The sequence below is a fragment of the Pseudomonas sp. ES1 genome (genome assembly GCF_050586605.1).
Lineage (GTDB): Bacteria > Pseudomonadota > Gammaproteobacteria > Pseudomonadales > Pseudomonadaceae > Aquipseudomonas > Aquipseudomonas sichuanensis.
On sequence record NZ_JBOBDM010000014.1, the window covers coordinates 44,455 to 68,621 of the forward strand.

The 24,167-nt window shown below is 65.4% G+C and carries 21 protein-coding genes and 1 tRNA gene; 8 read left to right on the plus strand and 14 right to left on the minus strand.

Annotated elements, in window-relative coordinates:
• Positions 1-10 precede the first annotated feature (10 nt).
• On the plus strand, positions 11-397 hold the full coding sequence (locus ACQ4N9_RS08295; RefSeq protein WP_390969067.1) for a DUF488 domain-containing protein: 387 nt from the start codon (positions 11-13) through the stop codon (positions 395-397).
• The gene (locus tag ACQ4N9_RS08300) at positions 387-818 is read left to right on the plus strand and encodes a GNAT family N-acetyltransferase (protein ID WP_390969065.1); all 432 of its coding nucleotides are present in this window, start codon (positions 387-389) and stop codon (positions 816-818) included. Before ACQ4N9_RS08295 ends, ACQ4N9_RS08300 begins: the two co-directional genes overlap by 11 nt.
• Positions 819-977: 159 nt before the next feature.
• Here the strand turns inward: ACQ4N9_RS08300 and ACQ4N9_RS08305 are convergent, their stop codons facing one another.
• The 11 genes from ACQ4N9_RS08305 to ACQ4N9_RS08355 form a co-directional block, all read right to left on the minus strand.
• A complete protein-coding gene (locus tag ACQ4N9_RS08305) occupies positions 978-2,435 on the minus strand; it encodes a right-handed parallel beta-helix repeat-containing protein (protein ID WP_390969063.1) in 1,458 nt (485 codons plus the stop codon).
• 15 nt (positions 2,436-2,450) lie between these two features.
• A complete protein-coding gene (locus ACQ4N9_RS08310) occupies positions 2,451-3,602 on the minus strand; it encodes a polysaccharide lyase (protein ID WP_390969061.1) in 1,152 nt (383 codons plus the stop codon).
• Positions 3,603-3,664: 62 nt separating this feature from the next.
• A complete protein-coding gene (locus ACQ4N9_RS08315) occupies positions 3,665-5,068 on the minus strand; it encodes an alginate O-acetyltransferase AlgX-related protein (RefSeq protein WP_390969059.1) in 1,404 nt (467 codons plus the stop codon).
• A gap of 30 nt (positions 5,069-5,098) precedes the next feature.
• Complete coding sequence (locus ACQ4N9_RS08320; protein ID WP_390969057.1) at positions 5,099-5,728, minus strand: alginate O-acetyltransferase AlgF; 630 nt, start codon at positions 5,726-5,728, stop codon at positions 5,099-5,101.
• Between the two features lie 18 nt (positions 5,729-5,746).
• Positions 5,747-6,841 (minus strand): alginate O-acetyltransferase, encoded by a 1,095-nt coding sequence (locus ACQ4N9_RS08325; protein ID WP_390969055.1) that lies wholly within the window; start codon positions 6,839-6,841, stop codon positions 5,747-5,749.
• 156 nt (positions 6,842-6,997) lie between these two features.
• Entirely contained in the window at positions 6,998-8,425 is a 1,428-nt protein-coding gene (locus ACQ4N9_RS08330; protein ID WP_390969053.1) for an MBOAT family O-acyltransferase, read from the minus strand.
• A 15-nt stretch (positions 8,426-8,440) separates the two neighbouring features.
• A complete protein-coding gene (locus tag ACQ4N9_RS08335) occupies positions 8,441-9,889 on the minus strand; it encodes an alginate export family protein (protein WP_390969051.1) in 1,449 nt (482 codons plus the stop codon).
• Positions 9,886-11,334: a sel1 repeat family protein gene (locus tag ACQ4N9_RS08340; protein ID WP_390969049.1), complete on the minus strand. Its 1,449-nt coding sequence runs from the start codon at positions 11,332-11,334 to the stop codon at positions 9,886-9,888. The genes ACQ4N9_RS08335 and ACQ4N9_RS08340 overlap by 4 nt, the downstream gene beginning before the upstream one ends.
• Before the next feature lie 9 nt (positions 11,335-11,343).
• Positions 11,344-12,495: a PilZ domain-containing protein gene (locus tag ACQ4N9_RS08345; protein ID WP_430932623.1), complete on the minus strand. Its 1,152-nt coding sequence runs from the start codon at positions 12,493-12,495 to the stop codon at positions 11,344-11,346.
• Positions 12,496-12,511: 16 nt separating this feature from the next.
• Positions 12,512-14,002, minus strand: coding sequence for a glycosyltransferase (locus tag ACQ4N9_RS08350; protein ID WP_390969145.1), 1,491 nt, complete (start codon positions 14,000-14,002; stop codon positions 12,512-12,514).
• Positions 14,003-14,114: 112 nt separating this feature from the next.
• A complete protein-coding gene (locus ACQ4N9_RS08355) occupies positions 14,115-15,422 on the minus strand; it encodes a nucleotide sugar dehydrogenase (protein ID WP_390969045.1) in 1,308 nt (435 codons plus the stop codon).
• Between the two features lie 566 nt (positions 15,423-15,988).
• On the opposite strand from ACQ4N9_RS08355, the gene ACQ4N9_RS08360 reads away from it, so the two are divergent.
• The 5 genes from ACQ4N9_RS08360 (at position 15,989) to ACQ4N9_RS08380 (ending at position 19,645) form a co-directional block, all read left to right on the plus strand.
• A complete protein-coding gene (locus ACQ4N9_RS08360; RefSeq protein ID WP_390969043.1) occupies positions 15,989-16,378 on the plus strand; it encodes a helix-turn-helix domain-containing protein in 390 nt (129 codons plus the stop codon).
• A 63-nt stretch (positions 16,379-16,441) separates the two neighbouring features.
• Positions 16,442-17,080 (plus strand): response regulator transcription factor GacA, encoded by a 639-nt coding sequence (gacA, locus tag ACQ4N9_RS08365; protein ID WP_110993916.1) that lies wholly within the window; start codon positions 16,442-16,444, stop codon positions 17,078-17,080.
• A gap of 8 nt (positions 17,081-17,088) precedes the next feature.
• Entirely contained in the window at positions 17,089-18,912 is a 1,824-nt protein-coding gene (uvrC, locus tag ACQ4N9_RS08370) for an excinuclease ABC subunit UvrC (RefSeq protein WP_390969041.1), read from the plus strand.
• A 33-nt stretch (positions 18,913-18,945) separates the two neighbouring features.
• On the plus strand, positions 18,946-19,506 hold the full coding sequence (gene pgsA, locus ACQ4N9_RS08375) for a CDP-diacylglycerol--glycerol-3-phosphate 3-phosphatidyltransferase (RefSeq protein ID WP_125464769.1): 561 nt from the start codon (positions 18,946-18,948) through the stop codon (positions 19,504-19,506).
• 63 nt (positions 19,507-19,569) lie between these two features.
• Positions 19,570-19,645, plus strand: a tRNA-Gly gene (locus ACQ4N9_RS08380).
• Between the two features lie 142 nt (positions 19,646-19,787).
• On the opposite strand, the gene ACQ4N9_RS08385 is transcribed toward ACQ4N9_RS08380, so the two are convergent.
• Positions 19,788-20,795, minus strand: a complete 1,008-nt coding sequence (locus ACQ4N9_RS08385; protein WP_390969039.1) for a zinc-binding alcohol dehydrogenase family protein — start codon at positions 20,793-20,795, stop codon at positions 19,788-19,790.
• A 209-nt stretch (positions 20,796-21,004) separates the two neighbouring features.
• A complete protein-coding gene (locus tag ACQ4N9_RS08390) occupies positions 21,005-21,802 on the minus strand; it encodes an SDR family NAD(P)-dependent oxidoreductase (RefSeq protein WP_323828637.1) in 798 nt (265 codons plus the stop codon).
• 106 nt (positions 21,803-21,908) lie between these two features.
• Here ACQ4N9_RS08390 and ACQ4N9_RS08395 point away from each other — a divergent pair, with 106 nt between their 5' ends.
• On the plus strand, positions 21,909-22,859 hold the full coding sequence (locus ACQ4N9_RS08395; RefSeq protein ID WP_390969036.1) for a GlxA family transcriptional regulator: 951 nt from the start codon (positions 21,909-21,911) through the stop codon (positions 22,857-22,859).
• A 34-nt stretch (positions 22,860-22,893) separates the two neighbouring features.
• Here ACQ4N9_RS08395 and nhaA read toward each other — a convergent pair whose 3' ends face one another.
• Positions 22,894-24,093 (minus strand): Na+/H+ antiporter NhaA, encoded by a 1,200-nt coding sequence (gene nhaA, locus ACQ4N9_RS08400; protein WP_390969034.1) that lies wholly within the window; start codon positions 24,091-24,093, stop codon positions 22,894-22,896.
• Between the last annotated feature and the right edge of the window lie 74 nt (positions 24,094-24,167).

The window sequence follows — 24,167 nt, forward strand, 5'->3', positions numbered from 1 at the left end:
CGAGCCCCGAATGATCTGCTGCAAGCGTGTGTACGACCCGGTTGAAGCCAGTGATGGCCAGCGTGTGCTGGTCGATCGGCTGTGGCCGCGCAACAAGCGCAAGGAGGACCTGCACGGTCAGTGGTTGCGCGAGGCGGCACCTTCCGACGAACTGCGCAAGGCGTTCCATGCCGGTTTACTGGATTACCCCGGATTCACCCGGCGCTACCGGCAGGAGCTGGCCGCGCACCCTGAGCACTGGTACCCGCTGCTGGACCTGGCTGGTAATGGCCAGCTGACCCTGCTGTACGCCGGCAAGGACACCGAGCACAACAATGCCCGGGTGCTGGCCGACTGGCTGGAGGATGAGCTTGAGCGACGCGGGCCTGGGAGTTCGCCGGTGTGCTATGCCCCTTGAACTGATTGCCGCCAGCGACACTGACCTGACCTTCGCCCGCGACCTCACGCGCCGGGCGATGCTGCCGTACTACCGCGAGTTCAACCTGCTGTGGATCGAAGAAGCCTTCGACCAGGCCTGGGACTGGCGCGAACAATGGCTGGTGGTGGAGGACGGCACGGTGCTGGGTTTTTGCAGCCTCAGCCAGGACCGCCAGGCGCTGTTCATCCGCGAGCTGCACCTGCTGCCCGAGCATCGCGGGCGCGGCGTGGGTGGCTGGGTACTGGAGACGCTGGCCGTCTGGGCCGCGCAGCGGCATCTGCCGTTGCTGCGCCTGATGGTGTTCAAGAGCAACCCGGCGCGACAGCTCTACCTGCGCCGGGGTTTCATCGAGATGGGGGAGGACGAGTGCTTCGTGCGCATGCAGCGGCCCGCAGCCTGACGCTGGCCCCTGTAGGAGCGGCCTTGTGCCGCGAAAGGGCTGCGCAGCAGCCCCGCGATTTATGTGCTAATGCAGAAATCTGGGGGCCGCTTTGCGGCCCTTTCGCGGCACAAGGCCGCTCCTACAGGGAATGTGCAAGCCCGCAGGATATGGGGCGTTCTAGCGGTTAAGCCGTACCCGCACCATCCGACCCTGCGCCACCGTCGCCTCCAGCACCTGCCCTTGCAGCGGCAACAGATCACCGATCAGCAAGTTCTGCAGCAACGCCTTGCCGTCGAAGCGGTTGCCGCCGATCTCGACGTCGCGGATACCTTCGACCCGCACCACCGCCTTGCCCACTTGCCCCAGGCGGTTGCCGCTGATCAGCAGCGGCCCTGGTAGCGGCGCGGCATTGCGCAGGCTGACGGCGTACTCGGGGGTGTTGCCGATGCGGTTGCCGACCAGCGCCAGGGCGCCGACTTCGCTGGCATCCACCGCGCTGCCCTGGCTGCTGGCCAGCAGGTTGTCGTCGATCAGCAACGGGGCAGCCGGCGTCGGCGCGAGGTTGCGCAACTGGATGCCATTGCCGCGGCTGGCGCCGATGCTGTTGCCGGCCACCAGCACGGCGCCACGCTGGTCGCTGATCTCGATGGCGGCCTTGGCGGCGCCGAGGATCAGGTTGTCTTCGATCAGCGCGCGGGTCTGCCCGCGCAGACGCACGCCGCTGTTGTTGTCGATGCCGCGCAGCTGGTTGCCGTGCAGGTCGAGCTGGCTGTCGCGGGCGTCGACGGCGTATTGCTGGGCGCGTTCGAACTGGCTGTTGGCGATGGTCGCCTGGCTGTGTTGCAGCTCCACCGCCGTGGACAACTCACTGAACCGGCTGCCCTCGATCAGCAGCGTGGCCGGGCGGGTGCCGGCGGCTTGCTGGGTACTGAGCGCGGTGGTCAGGCCACGGGACAGGTTGGCGTTGTAGCCCAGGCGGTTGAGGGTGGAGCCGATCACCTGGGTATGGCTGCCGGCCCAAGCCACCACGAACGGCCGCCAGGCGCGGTCGGTGTTGCCGGCCTTGTCGCCGGCCACGCTTTCCAGGGTCGACTGATTCAGCCCCAGCCAGCCCTGGTTGATCAGCGCGGTGCCGGAGTAGCTGTACAGGTAGAGGCTGGTGCCTTCGAGCTGCAGCCCGGCATCGCTGCCGATCATCAGCGGGTAGCTGAGCAGGTAGCCGTCCTTGTAGCGCTTGAGGATGCGCGCATCGCCCAGGGTCGCCTCCAGCTGCGCCAGGGTGATGCTGCCACCGCGCAGTACCACGGCCTGCGGGTGGTGTGCCTGGTAGCCGGCAATGGCGCGGAACAGGCCATTGTTGACGAAGGGTTCGAATGGCCAGCTGCCGGCCTGGGCGGAAAACATCGGTTGCAGGCTGACGCTGGCGCGGCCGACGGGTGGCGCGCGGCGGGCCTGTTCGAAGCTCACCGCCTGGCGGGCCTGCTGGCGCAGCTGGGTCAGCTGTGCCTGATGTTGTTGCGGGCTCAGGGTGTCCAGCACCGGGTTGGCGGGCAGCGCCTGGCTGGCGGCCTGGGCGGCGCCGGCCAGCAGCAGGGCGGTCAGGCAGCTGAGGGATATGCGGGTGAACGGTGCCATGGGACGCATCCTTGTTCAGGGCAGGTTGGGGTAGACCGGTTTCAGCGGGCCACCGAGCTGGCTGTAGTTGTCCACTTCGCCGTCCTCGCTGTCATACAGCTGGCGGGCCAGGCGGTGGCCAGGCTCGCGGGCGAGGAACGGGATCAGCCAGGCCATCTTGTAGGGCGCCACGTCTTCCTGGGCCTGGCCCTTGAGCTCGGGCAGGTCGTGCGGATCGAGCACGCTGCGGGCGGCGAAGTTGGCCAACAGGTCGAGGGTCTGCTGGTCTTCGGCGCTCCAGGGCAGGCCATTGGCCCGTGCCGACTCGGCCAGCAGCACCAGCGGCACCAGGGCGTACTGGCTGTAGTTCGAGGCCAGCTTGCTGCGGGCCACTTCCAGCGGCAGGTAGGCGTAGCTGGCGTCGCTGGCGCGCACCGCCTGGGCCAGGCCACGGCGCAGGTTGCCATCGGCCCACTGGATGAAGTCGTCGCGCCCCACCAGCATGCCGGTGGCCGCCACGGCCCAGGCGGCCCAGTAGTCGTGGTTGTTGAAGTACACGCCAGGGGCATCGCGCCGTGGGTCGTACTCGGCGATCACGCGCTCGCCGAGCCGGGTGAACCAGGTTTTTTGTACCTCGTTCAATTGCACCTTGCCGTCGCTGGCTGACTGGGTCAGCAGCACGGCGCCGGCCATGGCTGCCAGCGCCCATTTGCGCGCGGCCATGCCGGTGCTGCTGGCGTCAGGGTTGAGCAGGGCACCGGCTTCGGCCCAGCGCTGCAGCCATTGGTCCTGGCAGGCCAGGGCCATGTTGGCGTCCTGGGGCTTTTTGGCGTTCTGGAAGCGCTTGCCGGCATAGATCAGCCCGCCGATGAACTGCTTGACCTGCTTGCCGATGCGTTCGCTGTCGGCATCGGGGCTGCTGCGCAGGGTGGACTTGCTGGCGTCGCGCTGGTCGTACTTGCTTTGCAGGCGCAGGGTGCCGGTGTAGGGCGATGGGGCCTCCTTGCTGCATTGCAGGGTGCGGTAGTCGGCAATCATGGCCGCTTGCGCGGTGGCGCGCAGGGGCCAGATCGACTGGGCGGCGTGGGTGTGGGGTGGTAGAAGGGCAAATATGAGCAGCAGCAAGATCCCCGGGGCCGCTTTGCGGCCCATCGCCGGCAAGCCGGCTCCCACAGTGTCCGTGTTCAACTTGTTACCTGTGGGAGCTGGCTTGCCAGCGATGGGCCGCAAAGCGGCCCCGTTTGCGTTCATCACAGGCACAGTCGCGTCTCCACATCGGTGGCCGCCGTACCCGCCTTGGTCGGCTCAAGGAACACCGACAACAGGTTGGCACCGGCAAACTCGGGCGCCTTGCTCAGCTCCAGGTAATACTGGCCGCCACTCACCGCCGCCTCGCGGCGGAACCACACCTTGTCGCGGGCGCCATTGTCGTAATACACGATGATGTAGAAATCGCGCACGTTCTTGTCGCTCAGGCGGATATCCAGGAAGCCCTGCGCACCGCTCAGTGCCTGGCGCGCGTTGCCGGCGTTGCTCAGCAGCTCGATGCGCTCGCCCACCTTCAGCGCCGGGCGCTGCAGTTTCGATCCCAGGGCTTCTTTCGACGCCTTGCAGCCCCCTTGCACCGCCGGCACCAACTGGCGATACATCAGCGGCGAGTCGAGCCGGTAGTTGGCCGGCAATTCCCAGACGATCAGCTTGGGCGGCGCCTCGGCCTTGTAGTCGCTGGACAGCAGGTACTCCAGCAACGAGCCGTCCTCACCCACGCCGGGCAGGGCGTAGTTGAGGATGTCCACGCCCAGGTACTGCTTGAGGTAACCGTCGAAGTTGAACTGCTTGCTCTCGTCTTCACGGGCGGCGGCATTGCTGTCGCCGACCAGAATCACCTCGGGGTCGGGGGCTTCGTCGAACAGCGCGTCGCTGCTGGTGGCCTGGGGAATGGTCTGGTAGCCGCGTACATACTGGAAACCGTAGTTGTTGCCGCAGATATAGCTCATCGCCAGGTTCAGGGTGCCGTCCTTGGGCACCATCACCCCCGGTTCGGTGCGGTACTGCTTCTTGCTCAGCCCGGCATAGAACGGCTGGCGGCGGATTTCCTCGGCCATCAGCTTGGCCGTGGCCTCGGCACCGGCCGGGGTCCAGTGGTGGTCGCGGCGGAAGAAATACTCCCCCTGGGGTGGTTGCTGCACCAGTTGCATCATCGGTGCCACCACCGCGCCGGCCTGGCGCAGTTGCCCCAGGTAGGCCGCGAGGTTGGCGCTGGCGCGATTGTAGTCGAAGCCGTGCAGCTGGTCGCCTTGCAGCTTGTCGCGGTGCATCAGGCCGCGGGTCGGCTGGATGGCCATGGCCACCTGGATGCCCTGCTTGTGAAAGGCCTGCATCAGCCGGGCGAACTCCGGGCGCATGGGCGCAGGTATGCCGAAGTCGTTGGTCAGGTCGACCATCGAGCGGAACAGCCAGCGCTCCTTGCCGGGGACGATCTGGCGCATCAGCTTCATGCGCCCTTCGGCATAGTGCTGCGGGTCGGCCAGGGCCGGGCAGGCCATGCACTGCAGGTTCTCGCAGTTGGCTTTGCCGGCCGGTTCGGCGGCCTGGCCGGGCAGGCTCAGCAGGGCGAGGGCGGCCGCCAGGCCAAGGGGGAGGAGGGTGTTCATGGGCCAGTCATCCTTGCGTGTGGCGCTGCGTCACTCGGTGGGGTCGATGCTGTTGGCCAGGCTCAGGCTGCGGTTGCCCGGCAGCAGCACGTAGCTGTACGAACGGCCTTTCTTGAGGAACAGCTCGTCGAAGCTGGCCACCTGCTTGTCGGCCACGTAGGCGGCGAAGTCGATCTTGATCTCGTTGACCATGCGCGTGCCGGTCTGGCCGTTACCCAGCGGCTTGACCACCTCGTGCTTGCCGTCGGCGGTGCGCAGCATGGCCTCGGCCGGGGTGAGGTTGTAGAACGCCACTTGGGCTTTTTTCGGCTCGTTGACGTACTGGTCGGCGATCAGCTTGAGCTGCTGGCCGTCATACACCACGGTGCTGGCGGCATTGGCCACCAGGGTGGGTTCGATGGCCTTGGCGCCGATGCCGATCCGGTGGGCGCCGGCGGGCACGAAGCGGTAACCGCTGAGCTGGCCCGGGGCGACCTTCTGTGGGTTGACCTTGCCGCTCAGGGTCACGTCGACACTGCTGGCGGACAGGTTGAGTACACGCACGAACGCAGAGTCGGCCGGGGCCACGGCGTCGTACAGGTCGGCATTGCCTTCGGCGGCGAAGGTGGTGTGGCTGGCAACGGCCAGGGCGAGGGCGGTAAACAACGGCGAAAGCTTCATCGGGTTCTCCTTGAAACGTCAGAAATGCGTGGGCTGGGCGCTGCGGCTGAGCGCGCCGGGGCGGTGGGCAAGCAGGGTACGCAGGGGGAATTCCCAGACCACGGTGTCGATCTGCGGGTTGTTCAGCTGGTCACTGGCCAGGAACTGGTTCATCGCCTCGAACGGCCCGCGGGCCTCCACGGCGATGGACAGCAGGTCACGGTTGAGCGCCTCCTTGAGGAAGCCGACGAAGTTCCAGTCGTCGATCTTGCTGTAGCTGGTGCCCACCAGCAGCAGGCCCTGGTCCTGTTCGGCGAACAGGTCGTCGCTGTCCTGGGTGGCCTTGAGGGTTTCGTACAGCTCGATGGTGCTGGCGCCGAACTGCGGGGCCAGGCGCGCATGGTCGAACTGCAGGTAGTTCATCAGGTCGCCCTTGATGCTTTTCTCGGCAGTCTTGTGCGAGACATACACCTGGTCGCCCAGCAACTGCGGGCGCTGGCGTGCCAGTTCGTAGGCCGACAGCCGTGCGCCGTCCGGGCTCCAGTGGGTGTCGGACTTGAGGAACAGGCCGGGCCCGGCGAGGTTGCGCAGGTAGGCCGCACGCAGGGGCACCACGTCCAGCTGGCGCGCCTGCAGGTCGCCGACGAAGCGGTCGTAGAGGCCAGCCACCCGCGGGTCGAAGGCGCGCTCGGCGTGCTCGGCATAGATGTCCAGCTTCATCGGCAGCGGCAGCAGCACCAGGTGCTTGCCGTGCTCGGCCAGCTGTTGCGCGACCTTGCTGATCTGCGCCAGCTGGCTTTGCAGGTTGGCGTCGAGGTCGTTGGGCACGCGGTATTCCTGGTTGCTGTACAGCCAGCCGTCGTTGCCCAGCACCACGCCCTTGGTGCCTTCACCGAACAGCTGGAACTGGGCATCGGCCCACAGCTGCACCGACGGCTCGCGCAGGAAGAAGCGCTTGTCGTAGCTCTGCTCGAACTTGCGCAGCAGCTTGCCGTCGACGAACAGGTTCCAGCTGTCGGTCTGGGTGCGGGCAAAGCTCAGCACTGGGGGCAGCGAGTAGACGAACATCGCTGCCAGGGCCAGGGCGAAGACCACACCGTTGGCCTTGCTGGCCGAATTCATTACTGGGTACATGGCATTTCCACTGAACAGTAAGTTGATTCATTGATCGACACGGCCCCCTGTAGGAGCGGGCTTGCCCCGCGATCGAGGCGACGCGGTGCATGACACCGGCTGCGCCGGTGTTCGCGGGGCAAGCCCGCTCCTACAGGGGGCATCTCAAGCCTTGCCCTAGAACTGGAAATACAGGAACGGCGAGAACGAGTTGGCGGCCAGGCTGCTCAAAGCCAGCAGAAAACCGGCCCACAGCAGCAGGCTGTGCAACACCCCGACATGGCGCATGAAGTAGCCGTCCTTGTTGCCGGCGTAGTAGCGCACGTTGTTGATGCCGGCCAGGATCAGCCAGGCGAATGCCACCAGGGCGAAGGCCATGGCCATCTGCGAGGCGCCGAGCACGTACAGCTCCAGCGAGCCGAAACCGTTGACGCCCAGCAGTGCCTGGTAGATGTCCAGGCTGTGGCGCAGGTCCATGGTGAAGAACAGCGGCATGCTCAGCACGATCAGCAGCCCGGTGCGCAGGTTGCGCCACAGGTGGTAGGGCGTGGTGACCTTGGTCGCCAGGTTGTACTTGCGCTCCAGCACCATGCCGATGCCGAAGAACAGCCCCCAGCAGATGAACGCGAAGCTCGCGCCGTGCCACAGCCCCGACAGCAGCATGGTCCAGACCAGCGCCGGCAGGGCGCCGGCCACGCGCTTGCGCACCAGCGGCAGGTACACGTAGTCGCGCAGGAAATGCGCCAGGGTCATGTGCCAGCGCGACCAGAACTCGGTGATGCTCTGCGACACATAGGGCTGGTTGAAGTTTTCCGGGAAGCGAAAGCCCATCATCAACGCCAGGCCCAGGGCCATGTGGCTGTAGCCGGCGAAGTCGAAGTACAGCTGCAGGGTCGACACCACCAGGCCGAACCAGGCATCGGCGAACTGCAGGGTGCCTTCGCCGACGAACAGCACGTTGATCGGCGCCAGGCGATCGGCGATCAGTACTTTCATGATGAAACCGAGCATGAAGCGGCACACGCCCAGCGAGAACAGTTCCAGCGAATGGGTACGCTGGCGCAGCTGCGGCGCCAGCTGGCTGTAGCGCAGGATCGGCCCGGCCACCAGGTGCGGGAACAGCGCGACGAAGGCGGCAAAGTCGATGAAGCTGCGCGTGGGCGTGGCGTCCTTGCGGTAGATGTCGACGATGTAGCTCAGGGCATGGAACACGTAGAACGAGATGCCCAGCGGCAGGAAGATGTTCTCCAGGGTCCAGGTGTTGATGCCCAGCGGCGCCAGCAGCAAGGCCAGCACTTCGGCGCCGAAATTGGCGTACTTGAAGTAGCCCAGGGTGGCCAGGTTGCCAGCCACGCCCAGCCACAGCAGACGCAGGGCCACGCGTTTGTCGCCGGCATCCAGGCGCGCCTTGATGCGCAGCCCGAACCAGTAGTTCCAGTAGGTGATGGCGATGAACAGCAGCAAGAAGTCCGGGCGCCACCAGGCGTAGAAGATGTAGCTGGCGGCGACGATCACCAGCGAGCGCCACTGCGGCCGGGCCAGGTAGTAGATGGCCAGGAACAGCGGCAGGTAGAGGAACAGGAATACGTTGGAAGCGAAGATCATGGCCTGGCCCTCGGGTTAGTAGCTGATCACCACGCCGACGCTCAGCTGGTAGTCATCACCGGTGTTCAGTGCGCTGCCGGCGTTGAGGTAGCTGGCGCTGACCAGGGTGTTGACGTCCAGGTGCTTGCCGTCGAGGGCCACGGGGAACATCTTCCAGTAGTAGTTGAGGTCGATCATCTGCCCCACGTTGTCCCCCTTGCCGTACAGGTCGGCGCCTTGCAGTTGCCGGCGCTGGGCGCGGGCGTCGGCGGCCATGCGGATCGGCAGCTCGCCGTTCTCGTTGCGCAGGTTGAGCTGGGTGACGCGCAGGTCGAGGGCGCTGCGCGGGGTGGGGCGGGTTTCCAGGGCGATGCCGTAGTAGCTGAGGTTGCGCAGGTCGAGGGCGACGAACGAACTGGTCAGGCGGGTGCTGTAGGAACCCTGGCGAGTGATGCGGTCGGACTGGATCGGGTTCAGGCGGAAACCGTCGTTGTCATCGCTCGGCTTGTCGGTCAGGCCGCCGCGCAAGGCCACCCGCGGGGTCCACGGCAGGCTGTCGAAACGCTTGCCCACTTCACCCAGCGCGGCCCAGCCGCGGCTGGAGTGGCCGGTAGTGGTCTGACCGTTGCCGTCGGTGTTGTCCATGCGGCCATCGAGCGCCGCCAGTTCCAGGTGGTAGTCGCTCGACCAGGGCAACTTGTCGCCCTTGAAGAACAGGCCGTAGCGCCAGCCCTTGAAGTCGTAGCGGTCGTCGCGGTCGTGGCCGCTGCGGTCGTTCTCCTGCATCAGCCGTATGCCGGCCTGGTTGTGGGTGCTCCAGCGATAGGCGTACTGGCCCATCAGGTACAGCGTGCGTTCTTCGCTGGCGGCCAGCGAATTGACGTCGGTGTTGTAGTTGTGGAACTTCTGCCCCACCGCGATGAAGGCGTCGCTGAAGGTGTCCTGGTAGTTGAAGCGCAGCGACTCCAGGCTGTCGTCCCACCAGAGGCCGTAGTCGTCGTAGAAGCGCTGGCGGCCGAACGACAGCGACAGGCGCGGGTCATCGCCGATCAGGTTGCGCTTGACGTACAGCTCGCGCATTTCGGCGTACCAGCCTTCGGGTTGCTCGCGTTCGTTGTCGTTGCTCGATTCGTTGGCAATGTTGCTCGATTGGCTGGAGTCGTAGTTCAGCCACACGCGGCCATAGACCATCCACTTGGCCCAGCGTTTTTCCGGTGAGTACCAGGCGAACGACGGCTCGTAGCGCAGGCTGTAGAAGGTCTCGCGGTCACGGCCGACCTGCGAATCCTCCGGGCCGTAGCCGGTCTGCACGGTGAGTTTGTTGAACACTTCCGAGGTGATCACCGGCTCGCTGCCGTCGGCGCTGGCCACGCGCACCGATGCGTTGCTGTCGGCCTCGGGGCCGGTGATCTCTTCCAGCGCCAGGGCCGCCGGCAACGGTGCCAGGGCCAGCAGGGCGCCGAGCAGGGGGTGATGGGCTTTCACAGGGTTGCCTCCTTCAACAGGTCGTTGCGCGCCGCCAGGGCGCGCTCGATTTCATCCTTGGGCAGGGTCTTGTCCAGCCGGCGCAGCAGGCCACGGGCACGGGTTTCGCCAAGGTCCAGGGCGATGCGCGCATAGGTGTAGGCCTTGACCGGGTCGTGGCAGATGGCCCGGCCACGCGAATAGACGGTGGCCATGCGGTACCAGGCGGCGGTCGAACCTTGCTCGGCCTGGGTTTTCCAGATGGCGAGGGCACGCTCCTGGTCGGGCTGGTCGAGGCCGCCCTTGCTGTAAAGGTCGCCTTGCAGCAGGCGGGCGTCCCGGTAGTTGGCGGCGATCAGTTCGTCGATCAGCACCTGGGCCTTTTGCGGGTCGAGGGTCAGCCAGTTGTTGACCATGTACAGCGCGGCATCCAGCGCCTTGGCCCGAATCGGGTCCTTGGCGCGCACCTGGCCGATCAGCGCCTGGACTTCTTCGGCGTTGTGCTCGGTGGGGTTGGAGATCATGAAGTTGGCCTTGGAGATCAGCGCCGGCAGGTAGCCACGGGCGACAGCGTTGTCCATCCAGCGCTGTACTTCGGCGATGCCGGCGGCGCGCGCCTCGTCATTGGCTTTATCGCGGGCCTGCTGTTCGGGCGTGGGGGCGAGCTTGGGCCCCATGGCCGTGCCCTGGCGTTGCTCGCGCTCGGCATCCAGTTCGGCGCGCTGCACGCCGTGGATGTTGTCCAGCAGTGCGCCGATGCGCTGCACCACCTCCACCGGCAGGCTGGCCATCTGTGGCTCCAGGCTGCGAGCGAAGGCGAGGAAGGCCGGGTCCTGGCGTTCGCCGAGGAAACGGTAGTAACGGTCGATGGCGCGCGGGTCGATGCGTGCGGCCTGCTGGTACCAGCGCTCGGCTGCCGCGAGGTCGCCCTGGCGCTCGGCCACCACGGCGCGGTACAGCTCGGGCCGGCAGTTGAGCAGGCAGCTCTGTTCGTACAGCCCCAGCAGCTGTGCGGCGCGCTCGCCGGGGAACAGCTGCGGGTACACCAGGAACACTTCCAGGCTGGTGCTGGTGCTGCGCGGGTCGAGGTCGTTGGGGTAGCGCGTCAGGGCCTGGCGCATCCAATCCTGCTGGCTGTGCTGCAGGTTCGGCGTGCGCTCGAGCAGGCGCGCCAGCGAGGCCAGTGCCGGCACCTGGCCCTGGCCATCGGCGAAGGCTTCCTGGTAGAGGCGGATGATCTCCTGGCGACTGGCCCCGTCGTTGCCGGCCAGCACGTCACCGAGCAGTTGCTTGGAGGCCAGGTCGCCGCGTGCGGCGAGCTCGCGTAGGTCGGCGGTAACGTCGGCGCTCGGGTCCTTGTACAGCGCGTAGCGCACCTGTTCCAGGCTCTGCCCGGCGCTGGCGGCACCCAGCCAGGCCAGGCCGAGGCCTGCCAGCAAAAGGCGCGGGGCGTTCTTGGCGTTCATGGCCGGCCCTCAGTTGGCGCTGCCGAACGGCAGGCCGAGGTACAGGTCCACCGCCACCGCCTTCTGGTAGGCCACGGCCGGCAGCGGGCTGTCCGGCAGGATGGTCAGCGCCAGGTTGCGGTTCACTTCATCGGAGCGGGCGTCCACCACCTTGCCGCTGAAGTGCTGGTCGAGGCCGAACACCTGCATGTCCACCGAGCGCACGCGGCTGACATCGGCGAGCTTGTCGAACGGCACGTTGGCGCGCACGAACAGGCCTTGGTCCTTGGGCAGCAGGTGCATCATCGGCGCGGCCTTGTAGCCATAGCCGTCGAGCGGTTGCGTCGGGTACCAGACCAGGCAGTCGCACGGGCTGTTGATCACCGTCTCGATGGTGGCGCGGCCGAGCAGTGCCTGCAGGTCGCCCGGGGCGAGATCCGCCAGGGCTTTCATGTCGGCCGGGCTGGTGAAGCTGGTGGCCAGCTGGGTGGAGATGCTCGCCAGCGGCTGGCCGGCCTGCACCTCGCTGGTGCCGGTGGGCAGCAGGTATTTCACGTAGCCGTTGTCCGGCATGCTGATCAGCTGGGCGTTGCTGGCCACCGTGGCCTGCACCGCCGGTACGCGGAAGAACAGCAGGTAGCCCTTGTACGCGACGAAGCCCAGCGCGGCGATGCCGGCGGCGCTGAACAGCGCGGTGCCGGCCAGTGCCTTGAAGCGGTCGCCCGCCGTGCGCGCGCTGGCCTGCTTGTGCTTGCGCTCCTTGATGTAGTTCTCGCGCTGCATCACGTTGAACAGGCCGTTGATGTCGGCGATCTCACCCGACAGGTAGGCGCTGATCAGGTAGCGCAGGATGTCGCGCTTCTGTGCGTCGAGGTCGACGAACTGGGCGCCCACCTCCTTGCCGCGCTGGGAGACGATGCGCAGCTTGGCGTCGATCGACAGGTCGACCTGGTTCAGGCGCAACTGGATCGACGCGTCGTACAGCGCGCCGATGCTCAGCGGCGCCTCGTGCAACAAGCCGATGCCGCCCAGCGAGATGTCCGCAAGCTCTGCCTCGAACGGCTCACGGCCGTTGCCGGCCAGGCGCACCCGGGCGTTCATGCGGGTGCGCACGTACTGACGTTCGTCGATCGCTTCGTGGACGATGTTGGCCGGGGCCGTGGGGGTATTCGAGCTACTCATGTGCAGGCGCCTTTCCTTAACGTTGCGTGAGTTCAAGCAGTACGGTGATGACCCCGAAGAAGATGGCGATGGAGGAGCACAGCATCGCCTTCGAGGACCAGCGGTTGAGGCGGGCGTCGAAACCGACGCTGCCGGTGGCCAGGGTGGTCTTCTGCCGCGTCCAGCTTTGCTGGTCCATGTGGAACATCGCGTAGACCTTCATCAGCGAACCGACGATCTGGTTGTAATAGAGAACGAAGGGGTACATCGGGCTGACCGGGTGCCCGGCGAAGACGAACAGCACCGTCACCAGGCTGCGCGAGATCAGCACCCAGAACAGGTACACCAGCAGGTACTGGATGCCGAACACCAGGCCGGCCACCAGCGAGGCGGTCAGGCCCATCAGGCAGGTCCACATCGACACGCGCTGGTCGAGCAGCACGTACAGGGTGAACAACCCCAGGCGTGCGCGGCCGAGCAGGGCGGTGGCGCGGAAGTTCTGCCGCAGCGAGTTGCCGTACCAGCGGAACATCAACTGGCGGGTGGCGACCCAGAAGCTGTCGCTGGGCGGGTGCTCGACGGTCAGGGTATGGCTGTCGGGCACGTAGAAGGTGTCCCAGCCGGCGCGCATCAGGCTCAGCCAGCTCGACTTGTCATCGCCGGTGAGGAACTGGAAGCGGCCCAGGCGCCAGTGTTCGAGAAAGTCCGCTTCGACATCGCGGATGAACGCGGGGTCGGTCATCACGCTGGCGCGGAAGAACGACAGCCGCCCGGTGAGGGTCAGCACCCGGTGCGACAGGGCCATCGAGCACATGTTGATGTGGCGCTGGACGAAGCGCATCGAGTGCCACTGGCGCATCCAGCGGCTGCCTTCGACCTCGCAGAATTCGTTGGTGGTCAGGCCGCCGACGTTGGGTAGCAGGGCGAACAGCTTGACCGCCCGCTCGACGCAGCCGGGCAGCATCATGGTGTCGCCGTCGACCACGCCGACCACCGCGTCCTCCAGCGGCATCTGCCGTGACAGGGCACGGAAGGCATGGGCCAGGCCATCGCGTTTGCCGGTGCCGCGGGCGCGCACGATCACCAGGCCGATGTCGTCGCGGCCCTGCACTTCGTTGCGCATGATGTCCTTGATGAACTGCTCGTCGCCTTTCTCGACGATCGAGGCGATCACCGTGCACGGCACGTTCAGCCGCTGCACCTCCTGGAACACCGACTGGTACACCTTGAAGGTGGTGTGGGTGGGGATGCGAAAGCTGGTGACCACCATGAACATGTGCGCGGGCAGCGCTGCATCGCCCATGCGCTCGACCTGGCGGCGCAGGCGCGGGAACACCCAGTGCAGGAACCACATGCCGCGCAGGTAGTGGAGGATGGCGTTGCCATAGCGCCACATGCCCAGGGTGCCGATGATGAAAATGAACAGATGGTGGTTGGGGTCCAGGTACTGCGGCGCGACCATCTGCGAGGCCAGCGCGATCAGCCCGGCAAGCAGCGCCCAGGCGCAGAAGCTGGCGGCCGCGCGCATGTACCCCGGGGCCGCGAAGGGCCGCTGTTGCTGTCGTTCCATGTCGCTGTTGCTCCTGTGTGCGGGTGCCCGCCGCCAGCGCCCGGCAGGCGCGGCGGCGGGGTGGCATGGGTTACCAGCAGATGCCGTGGTGCCGGGCGTTGCTGGTGCCGGCCATGAACCCGACCAGGTCGACCACCTGCTTGCCGTGGCCCGCTTCCAGGGCCCGGGCGAAGCGCTCGTCGTTGTTGCCCAGCACGATCACCTCGGCCTCGTCGATCACCTGGTCGAGGTCGCTGCGCAGCAGGCTGCTGACGTGCGGGATCTGTTGCTCGATGTACTGGCGGTTGGCGCCGAAGCTGCGGGCATAGTCGACGTTGGCGTCGAAGATGCTCAGCTGGTAGCCCTTGCCGATCAGTTGTTCGGCCAGGGTCAGCAGCGGGCTTTCGCGCAGGTCGTCGCTGCCGGCCTTGAAGGCCAGCCCGAGCAGGGCGATCCTGCGTTTGCCGTGGCGTGTCACCAGGTTGAAGGCGTGTTCCACCTGCTGGCGGTTGCTGGCCATGAGCGAGGCCAGCAGCGGGTGTGCGACGTCCAGCTGGCCGGCGCGGTAGGTGAGGGCGCGCACATCCTTGGGCAGGCACGAGCCGCCGAAGGCGAAGCCTGGGCGCAGGTAGTAACGCGACAGGTTGAGCTTGTAGTCCTGGCAGACCACGTCCATCACCTCGCGGCCATCGACGCCCGAGGCCTTGGCGATGTTGCCGATCTCGTTGGCGAAGCTGACCTTGGTCGCATGCCAGACGTTGCAGGTGTACTTGATCAGCTCGGCGACTTCGATCGACTTGCGGATCACCGGGGCGTCGAGGCCCTGGTACAGGGACTCGAGCAGGTCGCCCGACTGGCGGTCGAGCTCGCCGATCACGGTCATGGCCGGGAAATCGTAGTCCTGGATGGCGGTGCTCTCGCGCAGGAACTCAGGGTTCACTGCTACGCCGAAATCGACCCCGGCCTGCTTGCCCGAGGCTTTTTCCAGGGTCGGGATCACCAGGTTCTTGAGCGTGCCGGGCAGTACCGTGCTGCGTACTACCACGGTATGGCGGCTGCCCTTGTCGCGCAGGGCGGTGCCGATTTCCTGGCAGACCGCTGCCATGTACTTGAGGTCGAGGTCGCCGTTGGCTTTGCTCGGGGTGCCCACGCACAGCAGCGACAGGTCAGTGGCGAGGATCGCCGCCTGCACGTCGGTGGTGCCCCGCAGGCGGCCCTGGCGCACGCCGTCGAGCAGCAGTTGTTCCAGGCCCGGCTCGACGATCGGCGAGCGGCCCTGGTTGATCATGTCGATCTTTGCCTGGGCGATGTCGACGCCCAGCACATGATGCCCGCGGGCCGACAGGCACCCGGCGCATACCGCCCCCACATAACCCAGTCCGAAGATGCTGATGTTCATAGATCCCTCTCCCCAGGCACGGCGCAAGGCCGGCCGAGATACACCGTTCATTAAGTTGTCGTACGTGGCAGACGCGCAGAAATATGCTGCGCTCAAAGGAGGCGAAGCAGGTTGTTTCTTGGTGGTCTATTTACATCCTAAGGATATTTTTATTGGCACGGCAAGCGTTGATGTTCTGTTGTTTTTAAATAATTTAAAACTCCATTGTTAAAGTATAAAAACCTTTATAAATCAACAATTTAAAGTTTGATGTAAGTTAGGCGTCAAAAAAATGATTGCCTTGTTCGTGCCGGTAAAATGGCGTCAAGGTTGCCGTTTTTCCGATGTTTTCTGCTGTTTTCATGGCTGGCCTTTGCTGTTTTTGCCGTGTTTTTTCATGTTTTTTTCGAACTTTTTATTGTGCGCGGAGCGCTGTCGGCAGGCACTTTCAATGGGGCCGCGCAAAATACCCGGCACTGACGGCTTGCCATGATTGGATCCAATTGGCATAGTGCCGGGCGAATGCATACGCATTCACTCGGGTGCTGGATGCACCTGTTCTGGAATGATGCAGAGGAGGCAAGTAGATGAACGGATTCGGCCCGCGGCTCAGAGAAGAGCGCGAGCGCCTGGGGCTTACCCAGCGTGTTTTTGGTGACATTGGCGGCGTCGAGCCCAATGCCCAGGGCAAATATGAAAGTGGCGAGCGCACCCCGCGCATGGACTACCTTGCTGCCGTGGCGGCCAAAGGTGTCGATGCCTTGTATGTGCTGACCGGCGTGCACACCCCCGCACCGCTGGACTGCCTGACCGCTGACGAAGACCGTCTGCTGGGCGCTTTCCGGCGTATGCCCGTGGCCGACCAGGCCGCCGTCTGGCACCTGTTGCACCGCCTGGCGGGCGAGGTGGGCGGCGTTGAACGGGTGCCGATGCGTCGTCCGGAATACCAGGCGTTTTTTCAGGACGGTTTGCGCTAGGTTGCTTGTGAAAAATTTTGTTAAGGTGGCGGGATCCAATCGCCCCACTAATGAGGTGTCTGCTTGATTAGGGTCCTGGTGGTCGACGATCACGATCTGGTGCGTACCGGCATTACGCGCATGCTGGCCGACATCGATGGCCTGCAAGTGGTGGGGGAGGCGGACTCGGGTGAGTCCGCCCTCAAGCTTGCCCGCGAGCTCAAGCCGGACGTGGTTCTGATGGACGTGAAAATGCCAGGGATCGGCGGCCTTGAAGCAACCCGCAAACTGTTGCGCAGCCAGCCGGACACCAAAGTGGTGGCGGTAACCGTGTGCGAGGAAGACCCGTTCCCCACTCGCCTGATGCAGGCAGGGGCCGCCGGCTACCTGACCAAGGGCGCTGGGCTCGACGAAATGGTCCAGGCCATCCGCCTGGCGTTTGCCGGCCAGCGCTACATCAGCCCGCAGATTGCCCAGCAACTGGCGCTCAAGTCGTTCCAGCCCCAGGGCTCGCCGTTCGATACCCTTTCGGAGCGGGAAATCCAGATCGCCCTGATGATCGTCGGTTGCCAGAAAGTGCAGATCATCTCTGACAAGTTGTGTCTGTCCCCCAAGACCGTCAATACTTACCGTTATCGAATCTTCGAAAAACTCTCGGTTACCAGCGACGTCGAACTGACCTTGCTGGCCGTTCGCCACGGTATGGTCGACGCAAGTCTTTAAACGCACCCATGTCACAACCTTTTGATGCCAGCGCGTTCCTGGCGACCTGCAGTGGTCGCCCGGGCGTGTACCAGATGTTCGACAGCGAGGCGCGGCTGCTCTACGTGGGCAAGGCCAAGAACCTCAAGAAGCGTTTGGCCAGCTATTTCCGCAAGACCGGCCTGGCGCCCAAGACTGCCGCACTGGTGGGGCGCATCGCCCAGGTCGAGACCACCATCACCGCCAATGAGACCGAAGCGCTGCTGCTTGAGCAGACGCTGATCAAGGCGTGGCGGCCGCCTTACAACATCCTGCTGCGCGACGATAAGTCCTACCCCTATGTATTCCTCTCCGACGGTGAATTCCCGCGCCTGGGCATCCACCGTGGCGCCAAGAAAGCCAAGGGCCGCTACTTCGGCCCTTACCCCAGCGCCGGCGCCATTCGCGAAAGCCTGAGCCTGTTGCAGAAGGCCTTCTCGGTGCGCCAGTGCGAGGACAGCTATTACGCCAACCGCACCCGGCCCTGCCTGCAGTACCAGATCAAACGCTGCAAGGCGCCTTGCGTGGGCCTGGTCGAGCCGGCCGAGTATGCCGAGGACGTGCGGCACTCGGTGATGTTCCTCGAAGGGCGCAGCCAGCAACTGGGCAACGAGCTCAATGCCGAGATGGAAAAGGCCGCCATGGTCCTGAACTTCGAAAAGGCCGCCGAGCTGCGTGACCAGATCGCGCTGCTGCGCCGGGTCCAGGACCAGCAGTACATGGAAGGCGGCTCCGGCGACGTGGATGTGGTGGCGGCCTTCGTCAACCCCGGCGGCGCCTGCGTGCACCTGATCAGCGTGCGCGGCGGGCGGGTGCTGGGCAGCAAGAACTTCTTCCCCCAGGTGGGCATCGAGGAGGAGGTGGCCGAGGTCATGGCCGCGTTCCTTTCCCAGTACTACCTGGGCAATGCCGAACGCGAACTGCCGGGCGAGCTGATCGTCAATGTGGTGCACGAGGATTTCGCGGCAATCAGTGAAGCCGTACAGACCCTGCGCGGCCGCGAGCTGAGCATCAGCCACCGGGTGCGCGGCACCCGCGCGCGCTGGCAGCAGCTGGCGGTGACCAACGCCGAACAAGCGCTCAATGCCCGCCTGGCCAACCGCCAGCACATGGCCGCGCGCTTCGAGGCATTGGCCCAGGTGCTGGACCTGGATGAAGTCCCGCAGCGCCTGGAGTGCTACGACATCAGCCATTCCAGCGGCGAGGCCACGGTGGCCTCGTGCGTGGTGTTCGGCCCCGAAGGCCCGCTCAAGTCCGACTACCGCCGCTTCAACATCGAAGGCGTGACCGCCGGCGACGACTACGCCGCCATGCACCAGGCCCTGTTGCGCCGCTACGGGCGCATCAAGGACGGCGAGGGCAAGCTGCCCGACGTACTGCTGGTGGACGGCGGCAAGGGCCAGTTGAACATGGCCCGCGACGTGATGCAGGAACTGGGCTTCGCCGACCTTACCCTGCTCGGCGTGGCCAAGGGCGTGACCCGCAAGGCCGGTTTCGAAACCCTGTACCTGAACGACGTGGCCCACGAGTTCACCCTCAAGGGCGACAACCCGGCGCTGCACCTGATCCAGCAGATCCGCGACGAAGCCCACCGTTTCGCCATCACCGGCCACCGCGCCAGGCGCGGCAAGGCCCGCCGCACCTCCAGCCTGGAAGACGTGGCCGGGGTAGGGCCCAAGCGCCGGCGCGAGCTGCTGAAACATTTCGGCGGCCTGCAGGAGCTCAACCGCGCCAGTATCGACGAGATCGCCAAGGCCCCCGGCATCAGTAAAAAGCTTGCCGAGTCGATTTATGCGAGCCTGCATAGCGAGTAGAATGCCGGGCTCAACTCGCAGCCAGTCGTACCGATGAATATTCCAAACCTGCTCACCGTTCTACGCGTCCTGCTCATTCCGATCTTCATCCTGCTGTTCTATGTGCCCTATCACTGGAGCTACATGGCCGCCAGCACGGTGTTCGCCATCGCCGCCGCCACCGACTGGCTGGACGGCTACCTGGCCCGTCGGCTGCAGCAGAGCACACCGTTCGGCGCCTTCCTCGACCCGGTGGCGGACAAGCTGATGGTCGCCGTGGCGCTGGTGCTGCTGGTGCAGGTGCACGCCAACTTCTGGCTCACGTTGCCGGCGGCGGTGATCATCGGCCGCGAGATCGTGGTTTCGGCGTTGCGCGAGTGGATGGCCGAGCTGGGGGCGAGGGCGCATGTGGCGGTGTCCAGCCTGGGCAAATGGAAAACCGCCGCGCAGATGCTGGCGCTGGTGATCCTGCTGGCCAACCCGCCGGCCATGACCTTCTGGGTGGCACTGGGCTACGGCCTGCTGCTGGTGGCCGCCGGCCTGACCCTGTGGTCGATGGTGCACTACCTGGTCGCCGCCTGGCCGCACCTGCGCGAAGGTTCTGAGCAGAAATAAAACTTTTTTGAATCAAGGGGTTGACGCCGTTCTACAAATCGCTAGAATGGCCCCCATCACGACGCGGGAATAGCTCAGTTGGTAGAGCACGACCTTGCCAAGGTCGGGGTCGCGAGTTCGAGTCTCGTTTCCCGCTCCAAATATAGATCTACAGGGTTCCACGGAAGCCTGTAAGTCGTCGAAGAAAGGGCCGAAAGGCCCTTTTTTCGTTCCTGCGAAAAAGTAATGCAAACCTGCAGAATCCGGACCTTTCACGTCCGCGATCGAGTCCTGTCCGCAAATCAGAACCCTTCCAGCACGATCTTCCCACGTGCCTTGCCACTTTCGATCATGGCGTGGGCGCGCTTGAGGTGCTCGGCGCTGATCGTGCCGTAGTGCTCGCCCAGGGTCGTCTTGAGCACGCCATCGTCGACCAGCTGCGCAACGCGATCGAGCAACTGGTGCTGCTTGATCATGTCCTCGGTCTTGTACAGCGAGCGGGTGAACATGAGCTCCCAGTGCAGCGAAAGTGACTTGCGCTTGAGCGCCATCACATCGAGCTGCAGCGGGTCGTCGATCAACGCCAGCTTGCCTTGTGGGCGAAGCACTTCCACCAGTTGCGGCAGGTAGGTGTCGGTGTGGGTCAGGCTGATGACGTAGTCGATCTGGTTCAGCTTGAGCGCGTCCAACTGAAGCGCGAGCGATGCGCTGTGATCGATGACATGGTGGGCGCCCAGGTCCTTGACCCACGCCTGGGTCTCAGGCCTGGACGCTGTGCCGATCACCGTCAACTGCGTGAGCTTGCTGGCGAGCTGGACCAGGATCGAGCCCACCCCGCCGGCAGCCCCGACCACCAGCAGGCACTGGCCCTTGCCACCGTTTTCCTCGACGCCCAGGCGGTCGAACAGCAGCTCCCAGGCGGTAATCGAGGTGAGGGGCAGGGCGGCGGCGCTGGCGTTGTCCAGGCTGCGGGGCTTGTGCCCGACGATGCGCTCATCCACAACGTGGAATTCGCTGTAGCTGCCAGGGCGATCAATGGCCCCGGCGTAGAACACTTCATCACCCGGCTGGAACAACGTCACTTGGTCGCCGATCTCGCGGACGACACCAACGGCATCCCAGCCCAGCACTTGCGGGTGTTCACCCCCGCGGCTGGCGCGGATCTTGGTATCGACCGGGTTGACGGCGATGGCCTGGACTTCGACCAGCAGGTCCCGTGCACCGGGTTTTGGCTTGGGCAGTTCCGCGTCGTACAGCGATTGCGGATCCTGGATCGGCAAAGCGGGTTGGGTGTAAACGACGGCCTTCATTGGCGCTTCCTCTAGGGTGTGGGGGCAGGTGCTGGGAGTCGATTCAGACGATAAACAGCCTGAAACGCGCAAGACGTAGTTGCCCGCAGTGAAAATGGTTTGAAGCGTCGTGGTCGGGCGCTTCACATGGCCACGCCTTGCCGGGCAGTACGAGCAGCGGCAGGGGCCTGGCCATGAGGCGAGTCATGTAGCGCTCTCCTTCGAAGGGATCACTTGGCACTGTAGCGCGGGGCGAGCCGGTTGCTGGACAGCTTGTCGAACAGGGCCTGGCGGCTGGCCTGGTACTGGTTGAAGGCTTGCAGGTCGTGCAGCGACGGCAGGGAGATCAGCACGCCGTTGTCGAAGTCCTGCAGCGCGCCGTCCACCAGGTCCTCGGCCGACATCACGATGGCGGGGTCGAGGTTCTCCAGCGGCAAGCCGCCGATCTGCCAGAAGTCGGTCGCGGTGGCGCCAGGCAATACCGCCTGGACCTGCACGCCCTTGCCCGCCAGCTCCTGGTTCAGCGCCTGGGTAAACGCCGTGACATAGGCCTTGCTGCCGCCGTACACGCCGTTGAGCAGCTCTGGCGCCAGGCTGACGATGGACGAGATGTTGATGACTGCGCCTTGCTGGCGGGCGGCGAAACCAGGCACGGCCGCGTAGGTGAGGCGGGTGAGGGCGGTGACGTTGAGGCTGATCATCTCGGCCATGCGCTCGACGTCGCTCTCCAGCAGGCTGGTGTGGGTGCCGATGCCCGCGTTGTTCACCAGCACGTTGATGCTGGCATCCTCGCGCAGCTTGCGCTCGACCCTGGCCAGGTCGTCGGGGTTGGCAAGGTCCGCCGGGAACACTTCGACGTTCTGCCGGGTTTCGCTGGTGAGCCGGTCGGCGAGGGCGTTCAGCCGCTCGCGGTTGCGCGCCACCAGCACCAGGTCATAGCCGCGGCGGGCCAGGCGCTCTGCGTAGATCGAACCGATGCCGGAGGAAGCGCCTGTGATGAGCGCGGTGCCTTTGAATTGCTGCGTCATGGTGATGCTCCGTTGCTGGGGTGTGGTGCCATGATGCAGAATGCGGCCTGTGTCTTAAATGACGCATAGGGTATGGTTTAAGGACATAGACCAGAGGAACTTCACGATGCACCGGGTCGGCTACCTGATTACCGAAGGCTTCCAGGTCATGTCCCTGGCGACGCAAGCCGTGTTCGAGTTCGCCAACATCGTGGCGGGCGAAACGGTGTACCGGATCCAGAACTTCTCCATCGATGGCGGTACGGTGCGCTCCTCCCTGGGGATGTACATCGACACGCTGCCCCTCGGCGCGCCGGGCCTGGCCGACACCTGGATGGTCACCGGTACGCTGACGCCACTGACACCCCCCGAAGACGCGGTGCTGGCCAGCGTGCGTGGCTTCGTCGACGGTGCGCGCCGCACCGCCGGCCTGTGCACCGGCTGCTTCGTGCTGGCTCAGGCCGGCGTGCTGGACGGCCGGCGCGCAACCACCCACTGGGCTTATGCGCCCAAGCTGCGCGAGCTGTACCCACAGGTGGACGTGGAGGAAGACCGGATTTTCATCGTTGATGGCCCGATCTGGACCTCCGCCGGCATGACCGCTGCCCTGGACATGGCGTTGGGCATGGTCGAGAAGGACCTGGGGGCCGAGCTGGCCCGCTCGGTGGCGCACAAGCTGGTCATGCACCAACGCCGTTCCGGCGGGCAATCCCAGCATTCCGAGCTGCTGTCGCTGTCGCCTAAATCGGACCGCATCCAGAGCGCGCTGGACTACGCCCGCAAGCACCTCAGCCGGCCGCTGAGCGTGGAAGAGCTTGCCGAGGTCGCGCATTTGAGCGCCCGGCAATTTACCCGTGTGTTTACTGCCGAAACTGGCCAATCACCGGCCAAGGCCGTGGAAAGCCTGCGCCTGGAAGCCGCGCGGGTGATGATCGAGCAGAGCCGGCACAGCCTGGATGTGGTGGCCAGGGAAACCGGCTTCCGGGACCGCCGGCACCTGCGCGAGGTGTTCATGCGCGGATTCGGCGTGCCGCCGCAGGCGGTACGCCGGGACGCACGGCGCGTAGTGACCGGCTGACGCGTACCCGGCAGGTGGGCGCGGCGCTGTACCCTCACGCAGGCTTCGGCGCAAAGCGTAGGATCAGGCAGCCGATCACCGCCGACAGCAACGACCCCAACAGGATGCCGATCTTCGCCGCGTCGACTGTCTCCGGCTGGCCCGGGAACGCCAGTTCACCGATGAACAGGCTCATGGTGAAACCGATGCCGCAGAGCATGGCCACGCCGTAGATCTGCAACCAGCTGGCGCCCTGGGGTTTGCTGGCAAGGCCGGTCCTGACCGCCAGCAGCACGCCGCCGAACACGCCGAGCTGTTTGCCCAGCAGCAGGCCCAGGGCAATAGCCAGGGGCAGCGGGGCGAAGAGCTCGGCCAGCCCCAGGTTGCCGAAGGACACACCGGCATTGGCAAAGCCGAACGCCGGCACGATCAGGAACGCCACCCACGGCGCCAGTGCATGCTCGAGCCGCAGCAACGGGCTGGCCCCGAGCGGTTGGCCTGCGCCAGCGCGGTAGGGGATCAGCAACGCACCGACCACACCGGCGATGGTGGCATGCACCCCTGACAGCAGGGTGAAGTACCACAGCGCGACGATGGCCAGCAGGTACGGCCACAACGCGACCACGCGCAGGCGGTTCAAGGTCAGCAGCAAGGCCACCACAGCGCCGGCACCGGCCAGCGCCAGCAGGTCGATGGACGAGGTGTAGAACACCGCGATGATCGCCACCGCGCCCATGTCGTCGATGATCGCCACCGACACCAGCATCACTTTCAGCGAAAGCGGCGCATGGCGGCCGAGCAGCGCCAGGGCGCCGACGGCGAAGGCGATGTCGGTGGCGGCGGGGATCGCCCAGCCGCTGGCCAGCCCTGGCTGGCCGTTCGACACTGCCAGGTAGATCAGCGCCGGCGCCGCCATGCCCATCAGCGCCGGCAGGGCCGGCAGGCGGCGTTGCTCCCAGCTGGCCAGGCGACCGTCGACCAGTTCGCGCTTGATTTCCAGGCCCACCAGCAGGAAGAACACGGCCATCAGGCCGTCATTGACCCAGTGGTGGACGGTCATCGGGCCGAGCTTGTCGGTCAGGGTGGGGCCTACCTGCCAGTGCAGCAGGTGCTGGTAGGCATCGACGCCGGGGCTGTTGGCCAGAATGATCGCGAGGGCGGCGGTGATCATCAGCAGGACGCCGCCGGCCGCTTCGCTGGTCAGCAGGCGGCGCAGCACGGAGCGCTGCTGGAGGGAGGTGAGAGGTGCATTCATGCGCGGTTCCTCGTTCATGGCGTCGCCCTCGCCAGGGCAGGGGCGCGGCGAACGACGGGCACGGCGAGGTGCTG